13 protein-coding genes and 1 tRNA gene are annotated in these 20396 nt (G+C 51.2%); all 14 read left to right on the top strand.

Annotation, left to right across the window (positions count from 1 at the left end; translation table 11 throughout):
• On the top strand, positions 1 to 294 hold a 294-nt coding region (locus DW757_RS10830), incomplete at its 5' end, for a biotin/lipoyl-containing protein (protein WP_118751710.1).
• A 30-nt stretch (positions 295 to 324) separates the two neighbouring features.
• Positions 325 to 1473 carry a sodium ion-translocating decarboxylase subunit beta gene (locus DW757_RS10825; RefSeq protein ID WP_015574005.1) on the top strand — a complete coding sequence of 383 codons (1149 nt, stop codon included), beginning with the start codon at positions 325 to 327 and terminating at the stop codon, positions 1471 to 1473.
• 41 nt (positions 1474 to 1514) lie between these two features.
• Positions 1515 to 2927 carry an oxaloacetate decarboxylase subunit alpha gene (locus DW757_RS10820; RefSeq protein WP_008396024.1) on the top strand — a complete coding sequence of 471 codons (1413 nt, stop codon included), beginning with the start codon at positions 1515 to 1517 and terminating at the stop codon, positions 2925 to 2927.
• A 647-nt stretch (positions 2928 to 3574) separates the two neighbouring features.
• The gene (locus DW757_RS10815; RefSeq protein WP_118751709.1) at positions 3575 to 6193 is read left to right on the top strand and encodes an SH3 domain-containing protein; all 2619 of its coding nucleotides are present in this window, start codon (positions 3575 to 3577) and stop codon (positions 6191 to 6193) included.
• 20 nt (positions 6194 to 6213) lie between these two features.
• Complete coding sequence (locus tag DW757_RS10810; RefSeq protein ID WP_118751708.1) at positions 6214 to 8382, top strand: cadherin-like beta sandwich domain-containing protein; 2169 nt, start codon at positions 6214 to 6216, stop codon at positions 8380 to 8382.
• A gap of 191 nt (positions 8383 to 8573) precedes the next feature.
• Entirely contained in the window at positions 8574 to 8960 is a 387-nt protein-coding gene (locus DW757_RS10805; protein WP_008396007.1) for a GntR family transcriptional regulator, read from the top strand.
• Positions 8961 to 9022: 62 nt separating this feature from the next.
• Positions 9023 to 9577, top strand: a complete 555-nt coding sequence (locus tag DW757_RS10800; RefSeq protein WP_008396005.1) for a UvrB/UvrC motif-containing protein — start codon at positions 9023 to 9025, stop codon at positions 9575 to 9577.
• On the top strand, positions 9570 to 10607 hold the full coding sequence (locus DW757_RS10795; protein WP_118751707.1) for an ATP--guanido phosphotransferase: 1038 nt from the start codon (positions 9570 to 9572) through the stop codon (positions 10605 to 10607). Before DW757_RS10800 ends, DW757_RS10795 begins: the two co-directional genes overlap by 8 nt.
• A 44-nt stretch (positions 10608 to 10651) precedes the next feature.
• Positions 10652 to 13171, top strand: a complete 2520-nt coding sequence (locus DW757_RS10790) for an ATP-dependent Clp protease ATP-binding subunit (protein WP_015574008.1) — start codon at positions 10652 to 10654, stop codon at positions 13169 to 13171.
• Between the two features lie 133 nt (positions 13172 to 13304).
• The gene (locus DW757_RS10785) at positions 13305 to 16862 is read left to right on the top strand and encodes a lectin like domain-containing protein (protein WP_118751706.1); all 3558 of its coding nucleotides are present in this window, start codon (positions 13305 to 13307) and stop codon (positions 16860 to 16862) included.
• Positions 16863 to 17172: 310 nt separating this feature from the next.
• Positions 17173 to 17586 carry a hypothetical protein gene (locus DW757_RS10780; RefSeq protein WP_008396000.1) on the top strand — a complete coding sequence of 138 codons (414 nt, stop codon included), beginning with the start codon at positions 17173 to 17175 and terminating at the stop codon, positions 17584 to 17586.
• A gap of 248 nt (positions 17587 to 17834) precedes the next feature.
• A complete protein-coding gene (radA, locus tag DW757_RS10775) occupies positions 17835 to 19292 on the top strand; it encodes a DNA repair protein RadA (protein ID WP_118751705.1) in 1458 nt (485 codons plus the stop codon).
• Positions 19293 to 19540: 248 nt separating this feature from the next.
• Positions 19541 to 19611, top strand: a tRNA-Trp gene (locus DW757_RS10770).
• Positions 19612 to 20031: 420 nt separating this feature from the next.
• On the top strand, positions 20032 to 20271 hold the full coding sequence (locus tag DW757_RS10765; protein WP_008395995.1) for an HPr family phosphocarrier protein: 240 nt from the start codon (positions 20032 to 20034) through the stop codon (positions 20269 to 20271).
• Positions 20272 to 20396: the final 125 nt, after the last annotated feature.

Below are 20396 nucleotides of genomic sequence, written 5' to 3'. Positions count from 1 at the left end.
GCGCCAGCTCCTGCACCAGCAGCCGCTCCGGCCCCGGCACCAGCAGCAGCGCCAGCTCCGGCAGCCGCCCCAGCAGCAGGTTCTGTCACAGTATCAGCTCCAATGCCAGGAAAGATTCTGGGAATTAAGACTTCTGTGGGAGCAGCAGTAAAGAGAGGCCAGGTAATCCTGATTCTCGAGGCCATGAAGATGGAAAACGAGATTGTAGCTCCGGAGGACGGAACAGTGGCCAGCATCAACGTAACAGTAGGCGAGATGGTAGAGCCGGGTGCAACTCTTGCAACATTAAACTAATGAATGCGAAATCCGTTTGGAGGGATTAATATGGAATATATAACATCAACATTGAATAATCTTCTTCATCAGACAGCATTCTTTAATTTAACCTTTGGAAACCTGATCATGATTCTGGTGGCATTTGTTTTTCTCTTTCTTGCCATCAAGAAGGGGTTTGAACCGCTTCTTTTAGTTCCGATTTCCTTCGGTATGCTGCTTGTAAATATCTATCCGGATATTATGATGTCGATTGAAGAATCGTCAAACGGAGTAGGAGGCCTTCTCCATTACTTCTATCTGCTTGATGAGTGGAGTATTCTGCCTTCCCTGATTTTCATGGGAGTAGGTGCTATGACAGACTTCGGTCCTCTGATTGCAAACCCGTCCAGCTTCCTTCTGGGAGCGGCGGCTCAGTTCGGTATTTATGCTGCATATTTCCTTGCAATCTTTATGGGCTTTAACGATAAGGCTGCTGCCGCGATTTCCATTATCGGAGGTGCCGACGGCCCGACCTCTATCTTCCTGGCAGGAAAGCTGGGGCAGACAGGACTGATGGGCCCCATTGCTGTTGCGGCATACTCCTATATGGCTCTTGTACCGATTATCCAGCCTCCGATTATGAAGCTTTTCACAACAGAGGAAGAAAGAAAAATAAAGATGGAGCAGCTTCGTCACGTTTCCAAGCTGGAAAAGATTCTGTTCCCGATCATCGTAACGGTGGTAGTATGCCTAATTCTTCCGACAACGGCTCCTCTTGTAGGAATGCTGATGCTCGGAAACCTGTTCAGAGAGTGCGGTGTTGTAAAGCAGCTTACAGAAACAGCTTCCAACGCCCTGATGTACATCGTGGTTATTTTTCTGGGTACCTCTGTGGGAGCAACCACAAGCGCAGAGGCATTCTTAAACAAGGAAACGATCTATATCGTAATCCTTGGCCTTGTAGCATTTGCCTTCGGTACAGCGGCAGGAGTCCTGTTCGGAAAGATTATGTGCAAGGCTACTCACGGAAAGGTCAACCCGCTGATCGGTTCAGCCGGTGTATCTGCAGTTCCCATGGCGGCCCGCGTATCTCAGAAGGTTGGAGCTGAGGCTGATCCGACGAACTTCCTGCTGATGCACGCCATGGGCCCGAACGTAGCCGGCGTAATCGGAACTGCCGTAGCCGCCGGAACCTTCATGGCAATCTTCGGAGTATAACGAAGCGAAAGTGAAAATGATTTGAGGAGGTAAAGAAATTCATGGCTAAGATAGAGAAAAAGCCGGTCAAGATTGTGGAAACTGTCCTGCGTGACGCCCACCAGTCTCTGATCGCCACTAGGATGACAACAGAGCAGATGCTTCCCATCATCGACAAGATGGATAAGGTGGGGTATCATGCAGTGGAGTGCTGGGGAGGAGCTACCTTCGACGCTTCCCTCCGTTTCCTGAAAGAAGATCCGTGGGAGAGACTGCGCAAGCTGAGAGCCGGATTTAAAAACACGAAGCTCCAGATGCTTTTCCGCGGACAGAATATTTTGGGCTACAACCACTATGCTGACGATGTGGTAGAGTACTTTGTGCAGAAGTCCATTGCAAACGGAATTGACATTATCCGTATTTTCGACTGCTTAAATGATATCAGGAACTTAAAGACAGCGGTTAAAGCAGCTAATAAGGAGAAGGGACATGCACAGGTAGCCCTTTCTTATACGCTGGGAGATGCCTATACCCTGGATTACTGGAAGAACATTGCCAAAGAGATCGAGGATATGGGAGCAGATTCCCTGTGTATCAAGGATATGGCAGGCCTTCTGACTCCTTATGCGGCAGAGGAGCTGGTAACAGCACTCAAGGAGTCTACAAAGCTTCCGATTGATCTGCACACTCACTATACATCCGGTGTGGCATCCATGACTTATTTAAAGGCAGTAGAGTCAGGATGCGACATTATTGACACAGCTATCTCACCGTTCGCTCTCGGAACCAGCCAGCCGGCTACCGAGGTGATGGTGGAAACCTTCAGCAATACTCCATATGATACAGGACTCAATAAAGAGGCCCTGGCAGAGATCGCTGATTACTTCCGCCCAATGCGTGAGGAAGCCTTAAAGAGCGGACTTATGAATACAAAGGTGCTCGGTGTGGATATCAACACGCTGCGCTATCAGGTTCCGGGAGGAATGCTGTCCAACCTGGTTTCTCAGCTTAAGGAGGCTCATGCAGAGGACAAATACTATGACGTGCTGCAGGAAATTCCGAGAGTGAGAAAGGATTTCGGAGAGCCGCCGCTTGTAACCCCGTCTTCTCAGATTGTGGGAACACAGGCTGTGTTGAATGTGCTGATGGGGGAAAGATATAAGATGTTTACAAAGGAATCCAAAAAGCTCCTGATGGGAGAATTTGGACAGACCGTAAAGCCATTTAACCCGGAGGTTCAGAAGAAAGCCATTGGCAAGGCAGAGCCGATTACCTGCCGGCCGGCAGATCTGATTGAGCCGCAGCTGAAAAAGCTGGAGTCTGAGATGTCCCAGTGGAAGACACAGGATGAGGATGTGCTGACATACGCTCTGTTCCCTCAGGTGGCAAAGGAATTCTTTGAGTACAGAGAGGCTCAGAAGACAGGCGTTGATCCGAAGGCTGCTGACCGCGCAAACAAGGCTTACCCTGTATAAGCAAAAACGCAGAGAGCAAGTCAGGCACAATAGGCGTGCCGGAAGATGCCTGCAGAAAAAAGCAGGATAATTGGAGAGAAACAAAGGGCAGCATGTCTGGGGAAGAATTTTCCCGGACATGCTGTCCTTTTTCTGGGAAAAAAGTGAGAAAGATTTTATCTTCAGGCAGGAATGATTTTCCGGAAAAAGCATATATATAGTTATTGGGAGTTACCAGCGGGATTTGGATGAAACAGGCAGTATGAGCATAAAAATGGAAAATATTAAGAAAATATTACAGATTATTTCAAATATCTGATATTCGTAACAGTTCAGCCATATATCTTCTTGCCCGCTTGAAGCGGGCGGGGAAGCGTCTGGCGTCCGCCCTATGAAGATTCGGACAGGAAAACTCTTATGAAAGCACGCTTTCAACGCATTTTCCTGTCCAAATCTTCCCATGGCTGAATTGTAACTGATATTCTGTGAAGTTTCGTTCACACAGTTGACATATAATGGTTGTTTTCATTATAATGGATATAATGCCAAAAGATTGGCAAAGATGAACAGCTTGAGAGCAGCCTGGATACAGGCTGCCTGCCGCGCAGACGAAGCAGAGCAAAGCTCGCGACAAACAAGTGAGATACCATCAGGTGGGAGATAGACAGATGAAAAAATCAGTATACAAAAGGGGAATGGCATTTCTTCTGAGCTGTGTTCTGGCATTCGGGACTTGCCTGAGCATTCTGGAGCCGACATTTTCCCTGAGAACCTTTGCCTACGCGGAAAAACAGGGGTCAGTGATTGCCTCAAGCCTGAATGCGAGAAGCGGGGCAGGAACCAGCTACAGGACAGTTGCCAGACTGTCCAACGGTTCTTCAGTGACCGTAATCGGTGAGGAGACAGCGTCAGACGGAGTCCTCTGGTATAAGATCCGTTTTACAGGGAGCCAGGGGGCGCAGACCACAGGCTATGTGTCCAGTCAGTATATCAAACTGGCTTCCCAGAATGTGCCGGTGGACAGCGACTTTGAATCCTACATGACACAGCAGGGATTTCCGGAGAGTTATAAGCAGGGGCTCCGGGAACTGCACGCCAAGTATCCAAACTGGCGTTTTACAGCTTTTCAGACAGGACTGGACTGGAATACGGCAGTGGACGAGGAGAGCAAGATTACGAGAAATCTTGTAGCCAGAAGCAGCATTTCTTCATGGAAGTCAACGGAAACAGGAGCTTATGACTGGTCTACGGGAACATGGCCCGGCTTTGACGGGAGTTCCTGGGTAGCAGCATCCCGAGACATTATCAGCTACTATATGGATCCGAGAAATTTTCTCAATGAAACCTACATATATCAGTTTATGGATCAGGCCTATGACTCTTCCATTCATTCGAAGGAGGGCCTTGCAGATATGGTGGCTGGAACCTTTCTTGAGGGAACAGCGGCTCCGGGCGGAGCATCCGGCAGCAGAGGAAGTGACCAGAGCGGTTCCGGTTCGGGAGGCTCATCCGGCGGGCCAGGCGGAGACTCTCAAAGCTCCGGCAGCGGGACAGGCTCAGGAGGAAGTCCGGATGGGGGGGAGATTGCTCCAGGACAGACAGGAGGCCCCGGAGCGGCGGCTGAGGTGCCTTTCCGGTATGCAGATGAAGAACCCGTTCTCTCTGCGGTCAGCCGTCCGGTGAACCTGGTAACCGCATATGGCCCGGGAATGGAGGGCACAGGCAGCGAAAACGGCAGTCAGGGAAATTCAGAATCCGCTACAGGCGGCTCCTCAGAGGGGCGTCCCTATGTAGATATTATCATGGACGCCGCTGCCCAGTCAGGTGTGAGCCCGTATATTATCGCCTCCATGATCCTGGTGGAGCAGGGTAAGCAGGGAACGGGGCGCAGTATTTCCGGCACGGTGTCCGGCTATACGGGATATTATAATTTCTTTAATATCGAGGCATACCAGTCCGGCTCCATGAGCGCAGTGGAAAGAGGACTCTGGTGGGCATCCCAGTCTGGAAGCTACGGGCGCCCCTGGAATACCAGGGAGAAATCTATCCTGGGCGGAGCAAAATGGTATGCAGAAAATTACTTAAACCGCGGTCAGGATACCTTATACCTGAAAAAATTCAATGTGCAGGGAAGCAGTCCCTACACCCATCAGTATATGACAAATGTACAGGCAGCGGCGTCCGAGGGAGCAGAGCTTGCCAAGATTGCATCTTTGAAAAATACGGCTCTGGAATTTTCCATTCCCGTATTTAACAATATGCCTGACACAGCCTGCGCACAGCCCACCCTGGATGGAAGCCCCAACAACAAGCTTTCAGGACTGGGTGTAGACGGCTTTGCCCTCACTCCTACCTTCAGCAGAGATACAGAATCTTATGATTTGATTGTGGATCCGTCAGTTGAGAGTGTAACGGTGGAGGCATCTGCCATTGACTCCAAGGCAACTGTAAGCGGAACAGGAACCGTTGCCCTGCAAAGTGGAATCAACGATATTACCGTCTCCGTGACAGCAGAAAACGGACATGTGAGAAACTATGTTATCCATGTGGTCAGACAGAATAACGGGCCGACCTATTCCGATTCCATTGACAGCGGAGTATCTTCCGGAGGAGGAATCGGTCCTGGAGGTACTGCAGGTCCCGGCCAGGATACGAGCGTGGAGATAGTAGGACCTCCGGGAAGCTCAGGAAGTTCGGGTACTGGAAATTCCGGCTCGGAGGGAACGGGAGGACAGTCTGCAGCTCCGGGCGGAACCGGAAACGGAGCTGTGGAACCCATAGCGCCGGACGGAAGCGTGGGAAGCTTCGGCCAAGAGGAGAACAGTTCCGGGATTCAGGGGCCGGATAGCGCTGGCTCTTCCTCAGCTGCACCAGGGCAGAACGCCGGCTCCCAGAACTCTGACGGCTACAGGACAGTGGCAGCCCAGACTTCGGCTGCTGCCCTGGCTTCCCAGATGCAGTCGGAGGGAGCCGGAACCATCGTAAAAGTATACAATTCCTCCGGCGCGGAAGTGACGGGGAATGTAGGCACGGGAAATCTGGTGCAGACCTACGGTTCAGACGGAGAACCGGCAGCCAGATATACGGTGGTTGTCCGGGGCGACAATACCGGGGACGGCAAACTGAATGTGCTGGATATTTTGAATGCCCAGCGTCATATTTTAGGGCTTGGCTCCCTGGCAGGAGCCTGCGAGAAGGCCTCGGACATAAATGGCAACGGGAAGATTGACATTACAGATGTCCTGGCTATGCAGAGAGATGTGCTGGGAATTGAAAAGCTGAGTTGATAAACTAGACGGGAGTAAGTATGAACAGAAGAATCAGAAATTTTGCCATATGCTTCATCGCCGCCTTCGTGATGGCGGCAGTGATGCCCTTTCAGATTTTGACGGCTTTTGCTGCGACAGCAAAGATCACTTTTAATGATCCAAAACCGGCAGTGGGGACAGAGTTTACTGTGACAGTGAAAGCTGCCACGACAGATGGAAACATGGGAGGGGCGGATATAGTTCTCTCCTATGATCCTGCTGTGATAGAATTTGTCAGCGGAAACAATGCCAACGGCGGTGCAGGGACGGTGCGCCTTGTGGGAACTATGGACTCTGCCAATACAAAGAGTTTTGATTTCAGTCTGAAATTTAAGGCTCTGCAGGCAGGAGAGACTACAATCAGCGTCAGCAGCTCTGAACTGTATGACGCTGATATGCAGGCTATGACGGTGAGTCACACAGGAAATTCTGCTGTAAAGGTTCAGGCCCCGTCTACCTATTCCAGCGAGGCCTCTCTGTCATCTTTAAAGATTTCACCTGGAACCCTTACGCCGGCCTTTTCACCGGAGGTCACCTCCTACACCGCGAGTGTGGGAGCAGAAGTGAATAAAATTGCAGTCAGTGCAGAGAGAAAGGATTCCAAGGCAAAGCTGGTGGTATCCGGGGACAGCAATCTGCAGCCGGGTAAGAATCAGGTGGTCTGCAAGGTAACAGCTGAGGACGGGAAAACGGTTAAAAATTATACGATCACTGTGACAAAGGCCGCCGCCGGCGAGAGTCAGGCTCAGACGGCCAGCGAGAGCGCAGGAGAAACAGAGGCGGCTGTAGTCGGAGAGCTGAAGGCAGAGATAGACGGAACAGAGTACAGCGTGGCTTCGTCCTTCGACCAGTCTCTGCTTCCGGCTGGCTACACAGCCTCCTCTGCTGTCTACCAGGATACGGAAATCATGGCAGGCGTGAACGGCGATTTGACAGTGATCTACCTTCAGGACGAAGGGGGAGCCGGAAGCTTCTGGTTCTACAACAGTGAGTCGGGAGAGCTTGCTCCATATGCCACGATCCACGTAAGCGAGAAGAATATAACGGTCCTTCCAATTGATGACAGCGTGGAAATACCGGAAGGATTTTCAGAGACAACGATCCAGCTGAATGGAGACTACAAGGTAGAGGGCTGGGTGTGGGCAACTGACACGGAGCAAAGATACTGTGTGGTCTACGGTATGAATGAAAACGGCGAGAAGGGCCTGTACCGTTATGATATAGGGGAGAAGACGATTCAGAGATACTTTGAGGACCCGGCAATTCAGAGTTCCTACTCGGATGAGGAAGTAGAGGCGTATATCAACGAATTCAATGAGATATATAAGCTGTACCGCCTGCGTCTGGTAATTATCGTAGCCCTGGGCGCAGTCTGCGTGATTCTGCTTGTGATGGTGATCCTGCTTCTGAAAAAGAAGGGAGGGGATCATGACGGGGAGGACAGCAGCCGCGGCAGCAGTCAGGCTCCGGGAGCTTCTTCCAGAAAAAAGGGAACAGAGGCGCCTAGACAGATACCTCCTTCAGGAAAGGGAGAAAACCAGGCTCCAAGGAGCTATGGAGACGGACGGCGGACAGCCGGGCGAGAGCAGCAGAGCGCTTCTGAAAGGCGCGAGGAAGCGGGCAGGCCGGGAGAGTTCAGCCGGAATGGTAAGCGTCCTGAGCGGAGAGAGGAAGCCTGCAGGGAGATTCCCCCTTCAAGAGTTCCACGGCGTGAAGGTTCCGGAAGAGAAGCCTCGGAATCTTACAGCCAGAGAGCGAGACATGAGGAGGCAGCTTCCAGGGAAGAAAGAGGACAGCGCTCTGAGCGTAACCAGAGGACGGATATGACCAGAGAGACGTACCGTGGCCCGGAGAGAGCTGAGGAGCACAGGAGGGGCGGATATACCCGCCCGGCCCAGGAGAGAACAGCGGCCGGCAGAGACAGAATGCAGGAGAGCAGAAGAGAACAGGAGCTGGAATTTGAGGAGATCAGGCGGCGTCCTCAGTCTCAGAGGCCGTCTGCGTCCACAGAAAACGGGCGAAGAGAGGCTTATGGGAGAAATTATGACTATCCGGAAGAGAGGGATTCTTACTCACAAAGAAGAACATCTCCCCGCCCGGACAGGAGAAACAGTCCGGACAGAAGAAACAGAGGAGACAGCCCTGATTTTGTAGATCTGGATGAATAAAGAGAAAAATGGAAAGGCGGCATAAGGTATATCACTTTATGTCGTCTTTTTGCAGAACAAAGCAGGGAAAATCCGGACAGAACGCGGATTGCCCTCTGAACGCAATCATCAGCCGGAAAAGTTTGTCTTGACGGCTTGGACCGTATTGTTATATACTAAGTATAACAGATATAACGAAAGATGGTGAGCCTATGATATTGGAAATTGATTTTAACAGTGATGAAGCTCTCTATATCCAGCTGAGAAATCAGATCATTGTAGGAATTGCCACAGATCGGCTCAGGGAAGGGGATTCTCTTCCGTCTGTCCGGCAGCTGGCTGACAACATCGGCATTAACATGCATACAGTCAATAAGGCATATTCTGTATTAAAGCAGGAAGGTCTTGTGAAGCTGGATCGCAGAAGAGGAGCCGTTATCTGTCTGGATGCCGACAAGATGCGGGCCATTGATGAGATGAGAAGGGATCTGGGCGTAGTTCTGGCCAGGGGCTGCTGCAAGCATATCAGCAGGGCTGAGGTGCATGAGCTGGTGGATTCCATTTTCGATGCCTTTTCCGGAGACGGGAAAGGCTATTAGGGCTCCTCTTTTGTCTGTGCTTACCATAAGGCTGCGACAGAAAACCCCATGGAGGATAAGATATGTTGTGTGAGAGATGTAAAATCCGCGAGGCAAATATTAAATATACAGAGGTGATAAACGGCGTGAAGACAGAGCATAATCTCTGTGCTCAGTGCGCCAAGGAGCTGGACTTTGGCCAGTATTCGGCGATTTTTGACGGGGATTTTCCTCTGGGAAAGCTCCTGTCAGGCCTTCTGGGGCTGGAAAATGCCTCTCCGGAGGAGGAGAATATTCAGGAGATCGCCTGCCCGACCTGCGGGACTACTTACGAGGCGTTTGTGGAAAACAGCCGTTTCGGGTGCCCGGACTGCTACCGGGTATTTGACCTTCTTATCGGAGAAAAAATAAAGAAGCTCCAGGGAAATGACTGCCACACAGGGAAAAAACCCAGGTTTCAGATAGAGGAGAAGGAAACCCATGTGGAAAAGGACGGAGAGATGAGGCTGTCCAGGGAGGAGGAGATTCGGGAGCTGGAGAGAAAGCTGAAGGAGGCTCTCCGGTGTGAGGAATATGAGACGGCCGCCCGGTGCAGGGATCGGATCAGGGCATTGAAGGAGGGCGGCGAAGATGAGTAAGTGGTACGAGGAAGCAAGGAGTGCGTCCCGCGGGATTATCGCCAGCCGCGTCAGGCTTGCGAGAAACTGGGAGGAGTACAGATTCTCCGGAAGTCTGTCCGACGATGAGGCAGAGCTGATGCTTGAAAGGCTGAAAAAGGAGCTGAGAGGCCTCCCTGACACAGACGGGCGCGACTATGAGTATCTGGATTTAAGAAGGCTTTCAGAACTTGACCGGATGGCGTTAAAGGAGAGGCGGCTGATCAACAGAAGCATGATGGAGAAAAAGACTCCCGGAGGCCTTATTGTGTCTGAGGATGAGAGGGTCAGCCTGATGCTGAACGGGGATGACCATATCAGGATACAGGTTATGGGACAGGGCATGTCTCTGTGGGAGTGCTATGAGAGGGCAGACTGCCTGGACGACTATATCAATGAGAAGATTCCCTATGCCTTCAGTGAGAAATACGGCTATCTGACTACCTATCCTACCAATGTGGGAACCGGGATGAAGGCGTCTGTTATTGTCCATCTTCCAACGCTCTCTATCAGCAAAAAGTTTCAGGATCTTCTGGGAGACATGGGGCGGTTCGGGGCCGCTGTCCGTGGCGTCTATGGGCGTCCCGGAGAGAACCCCGGCGATCTCTACGAGGTGACAAACCAGAAAACTCTGGGGCTTTCAGAGAAAGAAATTTTGGAGCTGGTGGAAAATGTGGCTGTCCAGCTCACGGATCAGGAGAACCAGGTGAGGAAGCTGTCGCTGGAAAAGCACCGGCTGATGAGGGAAGACGAGGCGTATAAATCCTACGGCGTGCTCCGGTATGCCAGAAGAATGGCAGAGAAAGATGGCCTGACCTTCCTCTCCCATTTGATGGCAGGGATGGCAGACGGGATAGTCAGAATGAAGGAGCCCTGCTCTGTCTACGGATTGATGTTAGAGATCCGGAATGCAAATCTTCAGAAAAATTCCAGCCGTCCCCTCGACAAGGAGGAGCTGGAAGTGGCGAGAGCGGCCTATATCCGCTCACATCTGCCCCAGATAGAAGTATAGAGAGACGGAAATCAACTGAAACATTACAGGAGGAATTATATTTTATGATAGATCGCTTTACAGAAAAGGCCAGGGAGGCAATTCGCCTGGCAGTGGAGACAGCGGGAGAGCTGGAACACGGCTATGTGGGAACAGAGCACCTGCTTCTTGGTCTGCTCCGGGAGGGCACAGGAGTGGCTTCCATGATTCTGGAGCACTACGGTGTGACGGAGGAGAAGGTTCTCGCCCTGATGGAGCGGCTGATCTCGCCGGCAGCTCCAACCAGGCTGAAGGGGGAGCTGGAATATACGCCAGGGGCAAGGAGGACGCTGGAGGCAAGCTACGAAGAGGCAGTTCTCTTTAAGGCACCGCTTATCGGCACGGAGCATATCCTGATTGCCATGATTAAAAATGGAAAGTGCACGGCTGCCAGGCTCTTAAATACCATGAATGTCAATATCCAGAAGCTGTATGTAGATCTGCTTTCCGCTATGGGAGACGACGCCCCGGCAGGAAAAGAAGAGCTGGCAGGAAAGGCGAAAAGAGAGAAGGGGGATACTCCGAATCTGGATCATTTCAGCAGAGATCTGACCCAGATGGCCAGGGAAGGCAGGCTTGATCCGGTGATCGGCCGTGAGACAGAGATGCGGCGTGTAGTCCAGATCCTGAGCAGGCGCACGAAGAACAATCCCTGCCTGATCGGTGAGCCGGGAGTGGGAAAGACGGCAGTGGTAGAGGGGCTTGCCCAGCTGATCGTGAGCGGGGATGTGCCGGAAACCATCGCCGGAAAGCGGGTAGTGAGTCTTGATCTGTCAGGGATGGTGGCTGGAAGCAAGTACAGAGGAGAGTTTGAGGAGAGAATTAAAAAGGTGCTTTCCGAAATCAGGGAAGATGGGAACATCCTGCTCTTTATCGACGAGATCCACACGATCATCGGTGCCGGAGGGGCGGAAGGCGCTATAGATGCCTCCAACATTCTGAAGCCCTCCCTGGCAAGAGGAGAGCTGCAGCTCATCGGCGCCACAACTGTGGAGGAGTACCGTAAGTATATTGAAAAGGATGCCGCTCTTGAGAGAAGGTTCCAGCCGGTTATGGTGGAGGAGCCCACCGAGGAGGAGTCCTTTGCGATTCTGAGAGGACTGCGCGGCCACTATGAGGAGCATCACAAGGTGGAGATCACAGATGAAGCCCTCAGAGCCGCTGTCAGGCTGGCCGCCAGGTATATCAATGACAGATTCCTCCCGGACAAGGCGATCGATCTGATCGACGAGGCAGCCTCCAAGATCCGGCTGACTGTTTACACAGAACCGGAGGAGATTAAAAATCTGGAGGAAGAAGTCAAAAAGCTGGAGGATGAGAAGGAAAACGCTATTCGGGAGGAGGCCTACGAGAAGGCAGGGGAGATAAAGAAGGAGCAGAGCAGCAGGCTGGAACAGATTGAGAAGCTCCGAGAAAAATGGCAGGAGGAAAAGAGCCAGAGAAAGCTGGTTGTGGGAGAAAATGAGATAGCCGATGTGGTTTCTGAGTGGACAAAAATCCCTGTCAGAAAGCTGTCTGAGGGCGAGTCAGAAAGGCTTCTGAAACTGGAGTCTGTGCTTCACGAGCGCGTAGTAGGCCAGGAGGAGGCAGTGGCAGCCGTGGCCAAGGCTATCCGAAGAGGCAGAGTGGGACTCAAGGATCCAAAGAGGCCTATTGGCTCCTTCCTGTTTCTCGGGCCTACTGGAGTGGGAAAGACAGAGCTGTCCAAGGCGCTGTGCGAGGCTATGTTTGGAACAGAGCATGCCATGATCCGCGTGGACATGTCGGAGTACATGGAAAAGCACAGTGTATCCAGGATGATCGGCTCTCCGCCAGGCTATGTCGGCTACGATGAGGGCGGGCAGCTCAGTGAAAAGGTGAGGAGAAATCCTTACTCTGTGATCCTCTTTGATGAGATTGAAAAGGCACACCCGGATGTATTCAATATTCTTCTGCAGATACTCGACGACGGTCACATCACCGACGCCCAGGGCAGGAAAATTGACTTTAAGAATACGATTCTCATTATGACCTCTAATGCAGGGGCGCAGAATATTATTTCTCCGAAGCGGCTGGGCTTTGCGTCGGAAAATGACGAGAAGGCCAATTATGAATTTATGAAGGAGCGGGTGATGGAGGAGGTAAAGCGCCTGTTTAAGCCGGAGTTTTTAAACAGGATCGATGACATTACCGTATTCCATCCGCTCAGCAGAGAAAATATCAGGGCTATCGCCGCAATTATGGTGGCCTCCATCGCCAAGAGAACGAAGGAGCAGATGAACATTGCTCTTACAGTGGACAGCAGTGCCAGAGATTACCTGGCCGAAAAGGGATATGACGAGAAGTACGGCGCAAGGCCTCTCAGGAGGACGATTCAGACCCTGATTGAAGACAGGCTGTCCGAGGAAATTCTCTCAGGTACTTTTAAGAGCGGGGATGAGGTGACGGTGAAGAAGGGGAAAGACGGACTTATTTTTTCCAAAAAGTCCCGGACGGGCAGAAAAGGACGGACACCGGCCGCAGAGAAGAAGGCTGAACAGCTGCAGCAGATATCTGAGTCTAATTAGCACTTACAGAAGTAATTGGGAAAATTGGGGAAACCACTGCTGAAAAATAAAAGATAGCTCCATTTATATCTAAGCCGGTTTCCGGAATAGCAGAGATACAAATGAGCGGGGAACGCAAAGGACGGTAAAATTAATGAAACGATATCACCTATTAAGACAACTTAAAAAGTCTGGGGCACTTTTTCTGGCGGCGGTTCTGACTCTTCAGAACGGATTTGGCGCGTGGGGAGCGGCGCCCTATGGAGAAACAGAGACAGCGGGGCTTTCCAGCCAAAACAGCTCCTTTGTCAGTTTTCCCAGCCGTTTTGAGGATGTAATGCCGGAAGGGTATAAGGAGCAATATTATATTTTTTCCCTGGACAGCAAATGCGACCTGACGATTTCGGTAACCTTTGAGGACAGCTCCAGCCCATACGGTGCGGAGCTTTTGGACAGCTCTCTGTCCAGGCTGGGCATTTCCGAGAGAAAGAACGGCCAGCGGCTTGTCCGAAAAGAAGTGCGGGCCGGAACGTATTTTCTTCGGGTATTCTCAATGGGAGAACAGGAAGAGCCCCAGCCTTTTACGGTTTCCATTCAAAAAATGGATCTGTCCGCTTCCACGGTAAAAAAGACGGATTTTTCGGATCTGCACATGGTGGCTGCCCTGCAGGGTTCGGACTCGCCTTACCAGATGAATGGAAGAAGCCCCTACTACACTTCGGTCCCTAACCCCGATACAGGTCAGATCGTTTGGGAGAAACTGGAGAATCCCAGTTATTCAGGAAGAGGAGTAAACAGCGGAGGAACTTATCCAATGCCTCAGAGCTATTATTCCTCCTGGCTGGGGCCGGTGGAGGAGAGCGCTCTGCCAATGGATAGTATTCGGGATTTGGAGGGCTCGGAAACTTATGAAGAGTATGATAAGTATCTCCAGGAGGAGGGGATTGTCTATGAAAGCGGGTATGAACCGGCGATCCATGTGCAGAATGGAATTGCCCTTCCGAAGCGGTACCGGTTTATCAATGGAGACGGAAGCGAAGAGGAAAATCCCGGGTGGGAGGAGCATTTAAAAAATGCCATTATGACTTATGGAGGCGTGACAGCTGGAATATACTGGGGTTCGCTGGCCTGTGAAAAACCGGAAAACTACTATTTTAACGGATGGGAGTATTACCTGCTAAGATACGACAACGGGAATCCGGTCTACACTCTGGCCAACGATTTTGACCGGGGAAATATAGCTATGGTGAATCACGAGGTAGTGATCGTAGGATGGGATGACAATTATTCAAAAGATAATTTCCGCTATGTGATCGACCGGGATGTGGAGCCGCTTCCGGATGCAACAGCCAGCAATGCGCTGAAAGCTCTGCCTGAGTCCGAGCCTGAGCCTTCTGCCAAAAAGGCACGGGTTCAGAAAGCCACAGATTCCAATGCAGACATGGAAATTCCGGAGCGCGGGGATGACGACGATGACCGCCGCCCTCAGAAAGCTACGGATTCCGACGCGGATTATGAAGAGCCTGAGCAGAGGCCGAAAACCGCCGAAGAGGAAGAGCTGGAAGAATGGCTGAATTCTATGCTCCCAGAGGAGGACGGAGCATGGATAGTCCGGAATTCCTGGGGAGACAGTGCCGGGGAGGACGGCTACTACTATGTGTCCTACTGCGACAGAAGGCTTGTTTCCACCGATAATGCCTGGGCATATGAGGCTACGGAGACGGCAGACAATTACAATAAAATGTATCAGCTTACAAGTCTTCCGTATAACGCAGAGTTAATTTGGACCACCACTGCAAATCAGCTGATGACCTCAACGGTTTTTACTGCAGAGGAAGACGCAGCCGATGTTCTTAAGGCAGTTTCTTTTGATCTCCTGAACAATAATGTTCACTATGAGATTGCCGTCAATCAGGGAGATGACGTCGGCAAAGGATGGAACGAAGAAAATGTTTACGCCTCCGGCTCCAAGATGTATGCCGGATATTATACCGTACGCCTGGATAAGACCATCCTGCTGCAGCCGGGAGAGCCATTTGAGATTATTCTGAAAATAGAAAACGACGGCAGTGAAACCCTGGCTGTGCCAATGGTAATGAACAATAGCGGAATTGCAAATATTCCAAAGCAGAAGAGGATTTGCTTTCTGTATGATCCGGCTGAAGGGGAAGACTGGATTGACATGGGGAATGGGTTCATGGAGGATAATAGATCAAACAACTACTACGCATATTTTTCCATGAAGGCCCTGTGCAACGATGCGTCTCTGGAGGAAGGAAAAACGGAGCAGATTTCAGAACTTGAGATAGACCCGGATGTCTATTATCCTATGACAGAGCATACTTCTGAAGAAAATGAGACAGAGGGAGAAGTGCTTTCAGGCCAAGAGGAGGAAACCTGTTATGTCTATGAAGGACACATTCTGCAGACACAGGAGAAACCCTCCTTGCGGGAGACTGGACAGGCCGGAGAACTGGACATCATGCTTCCAGAGTCATTTGACCTGCGGGATGCCGGTGTCCTGACACCAGTCAGAGATCAGAGGTTTACAAATACCTGCTGGGCCTTCGGCTCAACAGCTGCAGTGGAATCCAGCTATCTTCTGAATGGAAGCAACCTGTATGATTTTAATTATTCTTCTGCAGTCAGCCTTGATACACAGCTTCCCATCACAGAGGAGGGCACTGTGCTCTATTATTTCGATCAGAATGACGAGGGCACGATGGATGATGCAAGATTCTGCCCCAGCCTTCTCTCCTGGGATAACGGTCCCGTAGAGGACGAAAACGATAAGCTGAAGTGGGAGTTTTCCGGTGACCTTTCCGCCGTGGATTTTTCAGAGCTTGACGGGGAAACAGACGGTACCCGGATGACAGAGAGCGGTGAGGAAGTTCTGCTGTTTACTCCTAAAGCGAGCGGAACTCTTACAGTAAAAGTCAGCTCCGCCAGTGATCCCACCAAGACAGCTGCCTGCCAGGTAGTGCTGGTGGAGGAAAATCAGGTGGATCGAATTCAGATCTTCCCGGAAACCATGAGGCTCAGGGTGGGAAGCACCCAGACTCTTCAGGTTTCCATAGAAGGCGGCGATACGGAGACTGTCCCGGTATTTTCCTCAGACAATCCGGGCATCGCTTCAGTGGATGATAAGGGAACAGTCATCGGTCTGCGCAGAGGAACCACAGTGATCCGCGCCCGCGCCGGCGGAAAAGAGGCGTCATGCACCGTGGAGGTCTGGGATTCCCGCGGCAGCTCAGGCAGAGGCTCTGAAAGCAGACAATCCGGAAGAAGCCAAGACAGCAGTGCTGTAGTAGGGACCTGGACGATGGCTGAGGATGGCTCCTGGAGCTTTTCCTCAGGAGAGACTGTGTATCGCGACAGCTGGGGATACCTTCACAATCCATACGCAAACCAGGGAAATGGAGAGTCAGGCTGGTTCAGGTTCGATTCGGAGGGTAAGATGGTCGTCGGATGGTATCAGGATCTGGATGGACGCTGGTATTACCTGAATCCGGTATCAGACGGAAGCTTAGGAAAAATGCTTACCGGCTGGCAGTGGATCCCGGATGCCTCGGGGCGGGAATACTGCTACTACTTTTATCCTGATTCCGGCTCACCCATGGGTTCTATGGCGGCAGGTTTGACGACACCGGACGGATACTCGGTCAATGAACAGGGCCGCTGGTGCGTGGACGGAGAGGAACAGACCCGGTGAGCATGATACCAGCTGAACGCGGTACCGGCAGGCCGGGCGCAGGCAGCACAGTTTTACGGCTCCGTCGGTGACGGCTGTTTTCGGGATGAGCGAAGAGTCTGCAATTAAAAAATAAGACCGGGACGTCAGCGCCGCTGCCTGGATAGAGCAGAATAGTTCTGCAGAGAGAGTCTTGATTTCAGAAAAACTCTGCAGAACATTTGACAGAAATGCAGGCGGGACAGGAGTAAAAAACGTCTGGTTTTTTAAACAGAACTGTGATAGAATAATTTCTACACAAGCACATAAGAAATACCAGGAGGGCAAACATATGCCAGTAGTAAATGAATTAATCCGCATTGAAGATGACGGCACCATCAGTTTCGGCGATTATAAGCTGACAGACAAGGCGAAGCTGGATAATTTTGAGTACAGAGGAGATCTGTACAAGGTAAAGACCTGCCAGGAGATCACCAAGCTTGAGAGAAACGGACTGTTTGTATATGAGTCAGTTCCGGGAACTGCTGTCAGCCATTTTTCTGTGGACGACGCAGCCGTTGAGTTTAGCGTGGAGGGTGACAAGGATGCCCAGGTAACGATTCAGTTGGAGGATGACTGCGAGTATGAGGTATTTGTGGACGGGGCCGCAGTGGGAGGAATGAAGACGAATTTAAGCGGAAAGCTCGTGGTCAGCGTGGAGCTGAATCAGGGAGCGGCAGCCCAGATCAGGGTTGTGAAGCGCTGATACTGTACGACAGAACGCCAGGTATTCTGAGGTGAAAAGCAGAGCAGTTGCCATAGATGCAAAGATGACGGATGGAGGCCCTTTACAGAGGGCCTCCATCTGTTTCCTGTATCCGGTCCTGCAAGCGAAGCGAGGGCTGTGCAGAAAAGGGCCAGGGATGAGCCGGCATATGCCTGCTGCATCTGCCTGTCAGACAAGAAGGAGCCGGGCACCGAGGAAACGGAAAGAGGAGTAAAGGAGATTGAACAGTGGCAAAGACTAGAGTGACAGCATTTTTTTGCAGCGAGTGCGGATATGAGTCTGCGAAGTGGATGGGACAGTGTCCCGCCTGCCGTGCGTGGAATACCATGGTGGAGGAGCCGGTGGCCTTCCAGACTGCCAAAAGTGCGGGAAAGAGAGGTCTGGGCGCGGCAGCGGGAATTTTGGGAAGAGAGGGAAGCTCTGCGCCCGGAAAGAACCCTGCAGGGAGGAGCGGCCTTGCAGGTACAGCGTCAGGGCTCGGGGCGGTCTGCCCTAAAAGCCTCTCAGAGATTGAGCTGGGGAGAGAGGAGAGGGCCGACACAGGCTTTGGGGAGCTGAACCGGGTGCTGGGAGGAGGGATCGTGAAAGGCTCTCTGGTTCTGGTAGGGGGCGATCCCGGAATCGGAAAGTCCACGCTCCTTCTTCAGGTATGCCGGAATCTGGCAGCAGGGGGGCAGAAGGTACTCTATATTTCCGGAGAGGAATCCTTAAAGCAGATTAAGATAAGAGCCAGCCGAATAGGGGAGATGAGCGACAGTCTGTGCTTTCTATGTGAGACAAATCTGGAAATGATTCAGGAGGTGGTAAGGAGGACGGCACCGGACACAGTGATCATTGATTCCATTCAGACCATGTACCTGGAGGAGATCACCTCGGCACCGGGAAGCGTCAGCCAGGTCAGGGAGTGCACGAATGTGCTGATGCAGATTGCAAAAGGACTTGGGATTACGGTGTTTATTGTGGGCCATGTGACAAAGGAGGGGGTGGTGGCCGGCCCCAGAGTGCTTGAGCATATGGTCGATACGGTCCTCTATTTTGAAGGCGATCGCCACGCGTCCTACAGGATTCTGCGGGGGGTGAAAAACCGGTTTGGCTCCACCAACGAGATTGGCGTGTTTGAGATGCGGGAGGAAGGGCTTGTGGAGGTGAAGAACCCTTCGGAATTTATGCTGGAGGGCCGGCCGGCCGGCGCTTCGGGAGCGGTGGCCGCCTGTCTGGTGGAGGGGACAAGGCCCCTGATGCTGGAGGTTCAGGCCCTTGTGACAAGAAGCAATTTCGGAATGCCCAGAAGAACTGCTGCGGGCACGGATTATAACCGTGTCAACCTGCTGATGGCTGTGCTGGAAAAGCGCTGCCGCTACGATTTGGGTCAGATGGATGCCTATGTAAATATAGCGGGAGGGCTGAAAATGAATGAGCCGGCCCTGGATCTGGCGATTGTGATGGCATTGATTTCCAGCTACAAGGACAGAGCGGTGGACGAAAAGACCGTTGTGTTCGGCGAAGTAGGGCTTTCCGGCGAGGTGCGCTCTGTATCCATGGCAGAACAGCGGGTCAATGAGGCGGTGAAGCTGGGCTTTGAGGCCTGCATCCTCCCGAGAATCTGCCTGGAAAAGATGAAGAGGAGGAGCGATATCCGTCTGATTGGCGTCAGCAGCGTGAAGGAGGCAGTGGCGATCCTATGAGAAACGAGGCTGGCAGGGGGCGTGAAGGCGCCCTTTCCCTTCTTCAGCCTGGGCAGATGCTGGCGGAAGGTCTCTCAATGCTGGACGGCGGGGGCAGACATTGCTGGCGGAGAAAAATGTATTAATTTGATATACAATATAAAAAAGATTAAAAAAATAAAAAAAACATTTGACATTGTAAAGGGGGTATGCTATTATATAGAAGTCGACGGCAGGAAAGAAAAAACGACGGCAGAATAAAAGAATAGAGGGGAATAGTTCAATGGCAGAGCAACGGTCTCCAAAACCGTTAATGGGGGTTCGAATCCCTCTTCCCCTGTTTTGAATGTGGCGCAAATCAGTTTGGTTTGCGCTTTTTATTTTGGAAAAGAAACTCTCCGCAGGGAGTTTGACTGCCCTGCCTGTCTCTGGCAGATGGAAACTGCCCGGAGAGGTGCCGCAAATGGCAAAGCAGGGTTATGTAAAAAGTTTGTGAAAAATGTAAAAACAGACAAATGTTTGTGCTGAAAAATTATTTAAAATATGCATCTAGTGATAATCAGATCTATTATCAGATGAGGAAAATGATTTTTTGCATAAAGAACAACAGAAAAAACCAGTTTTCCTGAGAAGAAATAGACGACGGGTTAATTTTCCGGCGCGGAGGGAAAAATTTGACAAAAATCGCCGCGTCATGGTATAAATGGTTGAAATCCAAAAATACTATAGATTGAAATCATCGTAAAAGGAGTTAATAATTATGAAGCAAAAACGGATTATGTTACCAACCGTTGAAGAGGCTAAGGAATTTGTGGCAGCTGCATCAAGATGTGACTTCGATATTGATGTATTCTATAACCGTATTATAATTGATGCAAAATCTCTTTTAGGTGTTTTAAGTCTGGATCTTACCAGAGTTCTTACCGTTGAGTATAATGGAGAAAACGAAGAGTTCGAGTCTTTCCTTGAGGAAAAGGCAGCCACAAATACAGCCGCTTAATCAGCGGGACAAAAATGAGAGATGCAGCCCTGCCTTCATGGCGGGCTGCTCAGAAGGATTTTCCGAGAGGGGAAACTGTCGAGTGGGACGGTTTCCCTTTTTTCTTTGAAGGAATCGGAGAGAAA

The organism is Clostridium sp. AM29-11AC, from assembly GCF_003480545.1.
Classification (GTDB): domain Bacteria; phylum Bacillota; class Clostridia; order Lachnospirales; family Lachnospiraceae; genus Otoolea; species Otoolea saccharolyticum_A.
This window is presented reverse-complemented; position numbering and strand designations above follow the sequence as displayed.